The organism is Paraburkholderia sp. GAS206C (assembly GCF_050435645.1).
In the GTDB taxonomy this organism is placed as follows: domain Bacteria; phylum Pseudomonadota; class Gammaproteobacteria; order Burkholderiales; family Burkholderiaceae; genus Paraburkholderia; species Paraburkholderia phenazinium_B.
The window spans coordinates 838,884-844,883 of sequence record NZ_JBNDKR010000003.1 but is presented as its reverse complement, the minus strand read 5'-3'; the positions used below and the strand labels follow the sequence as shown (position 1 = coordinate 844,883).

At 65.8% G+C, this 6,000-nt stretch carries 5 protein-coding genes; 2 read left to right on the top strand and 3 right to left on the bottom strand.

Annotated elements, in window-relative coordinates; all coding sequences use genetic code 11:
- Window positions 1-136: 136 nt before the first annotated feature.
- A complete protein-coding gene (locus tag P3T20_RS12210) occupies window positions 137-643 on the bottom strand; it encodes an acyl-CoA thioesterase (protein WP_074263806.1) in 507 nt (168 codons plus the stop codon).
- Between the two features lie 229 nt (window positions 644-872).
- On the bottom strand, window positions 873-1,013 hold the full coding sequence (locus P3T20_RS12205) for a hypothetical protein (protein WP_429286970.1): 141 nt from the start codon (window positions 1,011-1,013) through the stop codon (window positions 873-875).
- 189 nt (window positions 1,014-1,202) lie between these two features.
- Between P3T20_RS12205 and P3T20_RS12200 the strand changes: the two genes are divergently transcribed.
- Both P3T20_RS12200 and P3T20_RS12195 read left to right on the top strand, forming a co-directional pair.
- Entirely contained in the window at window positions 1,203-1,916 is a 714-nt protein-coding gene (locus P3T20_RS12200; protein ID WP_074265965.1) for an ArsR/SmtB family transcription factor, read from the top strand.
- Window positions 1,917-2,093: 177 nt separating this feature from the next.
- The gene (locus tag P3T20_RS12195) at window positions 2,094-4,802 is read left to right on the top strand and encodes a DUF6600 domain-containing protein (protein WP_074263805.1); all 2,709 of its coding nucleotides are present in this window, start codon (window positions 2,094-2,096) and stop codon (window positions 4,800-4,802) included.
- 189 nt (window positions 4,803-4,991) lie between these two features.
- Here P3T20_RS12195 and P3T20_RS12190 read toward each other — a convergent pair whose 3' ends face one another.
- Window positions 4,992-5,963, bottom strand: coding sequence for a thymidylate synthase (locus P3T20_RS12190; protein ID WP_074263804.1), 972 nt, complete (start codon window positions 5,961-5,963; stop codon window positions 4,992-4,994).
- Window positions 5,964-6,000 lie beyond the last annotated feature (37 nt).

Here is a 6,000-nt window from a genome sequence, read left to right as displayed (position 1 = left end):
GCGGCCTGCCCGGTGCCGGGCTTGAGTGCCCCGGGTTTGGGGGCTCACCCCCCCCCGGCCCCGCCCCCCGCTACACCCATCAAAAACGCCCGGGGCGGTTTCACACACCCGCCACGGCGCTTTTGTTCGTTGCCGTTTAAATCTTGCCCTGCGCCACTTCGTCCGGCTTCAGTTCGACGATCGCATCGAGCGCCTCTTTCACGTCCAGCGCGTACTTGGCCAGACGCTTCTGCTCCTCGTTTTCCGCCAGATAGGCCGGCACCGGAACCGGGTGGCCATTCTCGTTGACCGCCACCATCACGACCAGACAATCGGTGGTCTGCATCAGTTCGCCGCCCTTCGGATCCCCCGCCTGCACTGATACGTGGATGTGCATGCTGGTGCGCCCCGTGTGAACCACGCGCGCGCGCAGTTCGACCAGATTGCCGACGAGAATCGGCCGGCGGAAGCGGATATTGCCGACGCTGACCGTCACGCAATAACGTCCGGACCAGACCGCGGCACACGCGTAGGCGGTTTCGTCGATCCATTTCATCAGTGCACCGCCGTGCACCTTGCCGCCGAAGTTGACCGAGGTGGGCTCGGCGAGAAAGCGGAAGGTAGTTTCCGAACGGTCCAGCGGCGCAGCAACAGGGGTGCTCATCTTGACTCCGGGCAAACGAATGTTTCTAAAGGAGCCGATTATACGAGCGCAATTTTGACTGTGTGGCGCGGCGAGGGTCGGTAACTATGTTTTGCCACAGACAAAAGGATCTGCTTGCCAGATGCGGCGCAGCATTTTCCCCGGATTGATCGTTACAGGAGGAAGTCAGCGGGCGCCACAAAGTCGAGTCGATTTCCGCCAAAATGGCGTTCTACGCCGACACGATGTTTCATTTGTGATAAGAAATTCCTTCATCGATCGTGCCGTACATATCGATGCTGCCCGAACCCACGCCCGACGATGCCACGCCACCCTGCGCACAGGCGGCGCACAAAAGCACGGTAACGGCGATGGCAAGCAGGAGCTTCATGACGGCGCTTTTCTCGAAGTCGGGCTTTGATTCTAGCCTGGCTCGGCGCAGCCGCGCACAAACGCCCCGGCAGGCTGGCGAGTGCAAGCTGCATTCGACGCTTCACGCCAGGCCGAAACATCGAATGCAGCCTCCCGCTATAGTGAAGACGTTGGCGAACGCTCGCCTGCGCCGTACCGGGAGATTCACATGACTGCCCAGCTTTCCGACGAACAGAATCACTTTCCAGGCCTCAGCCGGATCGGCGCGCTGCTCGCCGATCCCGGCCGCGCCGCCATGCTATGGGCGCTGATGGACGGCAGTGCGCGCCCGGCCGGCGAATTGACGATGGTAGCCGGTCTTTCGCCGTCGGCCGCCAGCGCGCATCTTGCCCGCCTCACCGAGGGCGGTCTGCTGACCGTCGAGGTACGCGGGCGACATCGCTACTTCCGGATTGCCTCGCCCGACATCGCCGCCTCCATCGAAGCGCTTGCCAACGTGGCACAGGCGAGCGCACCGCTGCGCATGACGCCGCGTCCGGCCCGCACGGTCCCCGTCGACATGCGTTACGCACGCACCTGCTACGACCACATGGCGGGCGAACTGTCCGTGCAACTGTTCGAGCGGATGCTGAGCCACGACCTCCTGACCCTGCACGGCAATACGCTCGACGCCACCACCAGGGGGGCGGCTCAACTCGCCCGCTGGGGTATCGACGTCACCGGCCAGCGCAGCCGCCGCCGACGTTTCGCCTGCACCTGCCCGGACTGGAGCGAGCGGCGCCCACACCTCGGTGGCGCACTCGGCGCGGCCTTACTCGATGCCTGGTCGACGCACGGCTGGGTGGAGCGCACCGAGCGGCCGCGCATCCTTCGGATCACACCGGCTGGTCACCAGCACTTCAACGAGTTCCTGACGAACTGAGCGCCGCCCGGCCAGGTGCGGTCGGGTCATAGGCGCCGTTTCCGGTACAACCGGACCGGCAGGATTTTTTGTTACACGGCAGGTAAGGAGGCTTACAAATGCGGACGCCTTGAAACATGCCACAACGCTAAAGTTCTTTCACGGATGCAACCACCGAGTGTCCGTTAGAGAGACAACATGAAAACGATCAGCACCGAACAACGTACAACGCGCCGCGTCACCGTTTATACCCGCGGTTATACGCTGATAGCAGCCGCAGTCTTGACGCTCGTAGCCCAGACCGTCCTCGCCCAGGAAGCCCCTCCTCCTCCCGAAAACGCGCCTGGCGCGGCCCAGAGCACCGGCAATACCGATCCGCCGGGCCGCGTCGCCCGCCTGAACTATACCTCCGGTGCCGTGACGACCGAGCCTGCCGGCGCCACCGACTGGTCCTACGCGCAGATCAACCGCCCGCTCACCACCGGCGACCAGCTCTGGGACGACCAGAACGCACGCGCGGAAATGCACATCGGCTCGACCGCGGTGCGACTCGGCGATTCGACCAGCCTCGATATCCTCAATCTCGACGACTCCAACGCGCAGCTGAAAGTCGCGCAGGGCACGCTGTCGACCCGCGTGCGGGAACTGGCGCCGGGCTCAACGTATGAGATCGATACGCCGAATCTCGCGCTCGGCATCACCGCTCCCGGCGACTACCGTGTCGACGTCGCGCCCGACGGCAGCAGCACGACCGTCACCGTGCGCGGCGGCGCCGCCACTGTGTATGGCGACAACGGTCAGGTGCAGATCGCCGCCGGCCAGCAGATCCGCTTTGCCGGTACCGCGCTGCAGCAGGTGGCGGACACCGGCGCGCCGGGGCTCGACGGCTTCGATCAGTGGGCCGCCAGTCGCGATGCCGAAGAAGACCGCTCGGTGTCGGCTCGCTACGTCTCGCGCGACGTGCCCGGTTATGAGGATCTCGATGCCAACGGCACATGGCGCAGCAGCCCGCAGTACGGCGAGGTGTGGACGCCAAATGCAGTGCCGGCCGGCTGGGCGCCTTATCACGACGGCCATTGGGTCTGGCAGGCGCCGTGGGGCTGGACCTGGGTCGACGACGCGCCGTGGGGCTTCGCGCCGTACCACTACGGCCGTTGGGCCTACGTCGACGACTCGTGGGCGTGGGTGCCCGGCCCGGTCGTCGTCGATGCGCCGCCGGTGTATGCGCCGGCGCTGGTCGGCTTCGTCGGCGGGGGCGGCGGTTCGTTCGACTGGGGCGTGAGTCTGGCGGTCGGCGGTGTGGCCGCGGCGGGCGTCGCATGGTTCCCGCTCGGTCCCGGTGAGGCTTGGCATCCGCGTGGAGGCGGCTGGAGTCCCGGCTACTACAACCGCGTGAACAACTACAACCATGTGAACGTCACGAACATCAATAACGTGACGAACATCAACAACATTCACAACACCTACATCAACTACCGTGCACCGGGCGGTGTCACGGCCGTGCCGGCGACTGCCTTTGTGCATGGCCAGCCGACTGGCCGGTTTGCGCAGAAGGTCGATCCGGCGCAGTGGCGCAACGCGCAGATCAACCCGGGCAGCCCGGGGATCGCGCCGGTACGTCAGAGCTTCGGCTCCGGCATGCGTAACGCCAACTACCGGCCGCCCGCAGCTGTGACGGCACGCCCGGTGGTAGCCACGCGCAGCCCGGCCGTACCGGCCGCCTATCGCGACACGCTCGCGCAACGTTTCGCGCAAGGCGGCGGCCAGGTGCCTGGCGCCGGCGCGCCGGTCGTGCGCACTTCGGTGCCGGCGCATTTTGCTGGCGCTGCGGCACACGGCGCACCCGCCGCGGCGGCGGCCATGCAGAACGTCCGGGTGGTGCAGGCCAATTCGCCGCGGATGGCTGCGGGTGCTGCGCCGCGCGTCCCGGAGGGCGGCGCGCCGCGACCGGGTGAGCCTGCAGCGAACGGCGCACGTCCGTTTGCTGGCGGTCCGAATCCGGCGAACGGTGGACAAGCGCCGCACGGCGCGCCTGAGCAGGCTCGGGCCGGCGCTCCGGGTACACCGGGGGGGCCTGCCCAGTTGGCAAATGAACGTCCGCAGCCGAACAATGGCGTGCCGCGCCCGCCGCAGGCTGCCGGTGTCAATCCAAACGGCTTCGGGCAGCACGGCGCAGGCGGCCCGGTAACGGCTCAACAGGCCACGGCCGAGGGTCGTCACGAACCCGCGTGGACGCAGCCGCATACGCCGATGGCACAGCAGGCCCAACAGGCGCAGGCGCACGGCGCACCGCAGCAGGAGGCGGGCCGTCAGCCGTTCACACCGCAAGGCGAAGCGCCGAACCGGCAGCAGCCGGGCGCCATCGCCGTGCAGCAGGGTGAGCAGCAGCACGGCGTGCCGCATCCGGGCGAAAATCCGGCGATGGCTGCTCGCGCGCCTGAACCGGCCGGACGGGAACCGCACGCACCGGCGGCAGGTGTGCAAGCGCAGCCGCAACAGCAGGCGCGCGCCGCAGAGAATCATCCGCAGGAGGCTCCGCAGCCGCGCGCAGCGGAATTTCATCCGCCGGTGGCTCAACAGGCTCCTCGAGAAGAGCCCCGCCCGCAGCCTCAAGCGCAAGCTCAGCCTCGTCAGGAATATCACCCGCAACAAGCCCAGCAGGCACCGCGCGAAGAGCCTCGTCCGCAGCCGCAAGCACAACCGCGTCAGGAATATCATCCGCAACAGGCCCAGCAGGCGCCACGCCAGGAACCGCGCCCACAACCGGCACCGCGCCAGGAGCCTCGCCCGCAGCAGGCACAGCAACCGCGTCCCGAACCGCGTCCGGCGCAGCAGGCTCAGCGGCCTCAGCCGCATCCCGAGCAGCATTCCAATAACGGCGGCCACGAGGAGCATCGCAAGGGCTAACGACAGGAATGGATCTGAACCAGACTAGCGAGCGGAATTAATCGGACGCTCGGTAGTAAACGCACTAACGCTATTCATCACCTTTAAACCCGCGGTCCCGCCGCCGCAAAACAAAAAGCCCACGCAGGATTATTTCTGCGTGGGCTTTTTATTACCGCAGCGCGCCGCCAAAGCAGTGCGCCGTGAGAATCAAACTGCCATTGGCGCGGTCAACGGCTCGTGATGTCGATAACCAACCAGCGAGAAATCCGCCGGCTCGATCTTCTCGAGCGACTCGGGTTCGTACACCCCGGTTTCAGCATAGTCCGGCACGCGCTCGTCAATCGCCAGTTGCGGGCTCTCATAAGGCTCGCGCGCGAGTTGTCGCTGCAGCATATCGAGCTGGTTTTCGTAGATATGCGCGTCGCCGATGAAGTACGTGAACCAGCGCGGCGTATAGCCCGTCAACCGTCCGACCAGATGCAGCAGGGCTGCACCCTCGGTCAGATTGAACGGCGTGCCAAGACCCACATCGTTACTGCGGATGTACAGGCACAGCGAGATTTCGCGGCGCGCCGCATTGGGCAGGAACTGGTACAGCAAATGGCACGCCGGCAGCGCGATTTCTTCGAGCACGGCGGGATTCCAGCCGTGAAACAGAATGCGCCGGTCGGCCGGGTTCTGCATGATCGTGTCGAGGCACTGCCGTAACTGGTCAATTGCCTTGTACAGCAGCACCTTGCGGCCGCCGTCTTCCTCGAACTCGGTGACGACCCGGTAGCCGCGCCCGGTCGCATCCGCTATCCGTTCGCTTGCCGATGCGTCCAGCACCTTGTATGCGGGCCATTTGCGCCATTGCACGCCATAGACGTCGCCCAGGTCGTCAGGACCTTCACGATACGGATTAGCCAGCCATTGGGGATTCTGATTGGCGTTCGCGTCCCACACCTTGCAGCCGAGATCGCGAAAGTCCGCGGCGCTGCGCGAAGCGCGCAGGAACCCGACCAGCTCGCCAATCGCCGATTTAAACGCCAGTTTTTTGGTGGTGACGGCGGGGAAACCCTGCTGGAGGTCGAAGCGCAGCATCGCGCCCGGCATGCTGATGGTGCGGATGCCGGTGCGGTTCTCCTGCCACGTGCCGGTATCGAGAATCGAGCGGACGAGGTCGAGGTATTGTTTCATTCGGGTTCCTTCGGCCCGGCGCCGGGCGCCTGGGAGT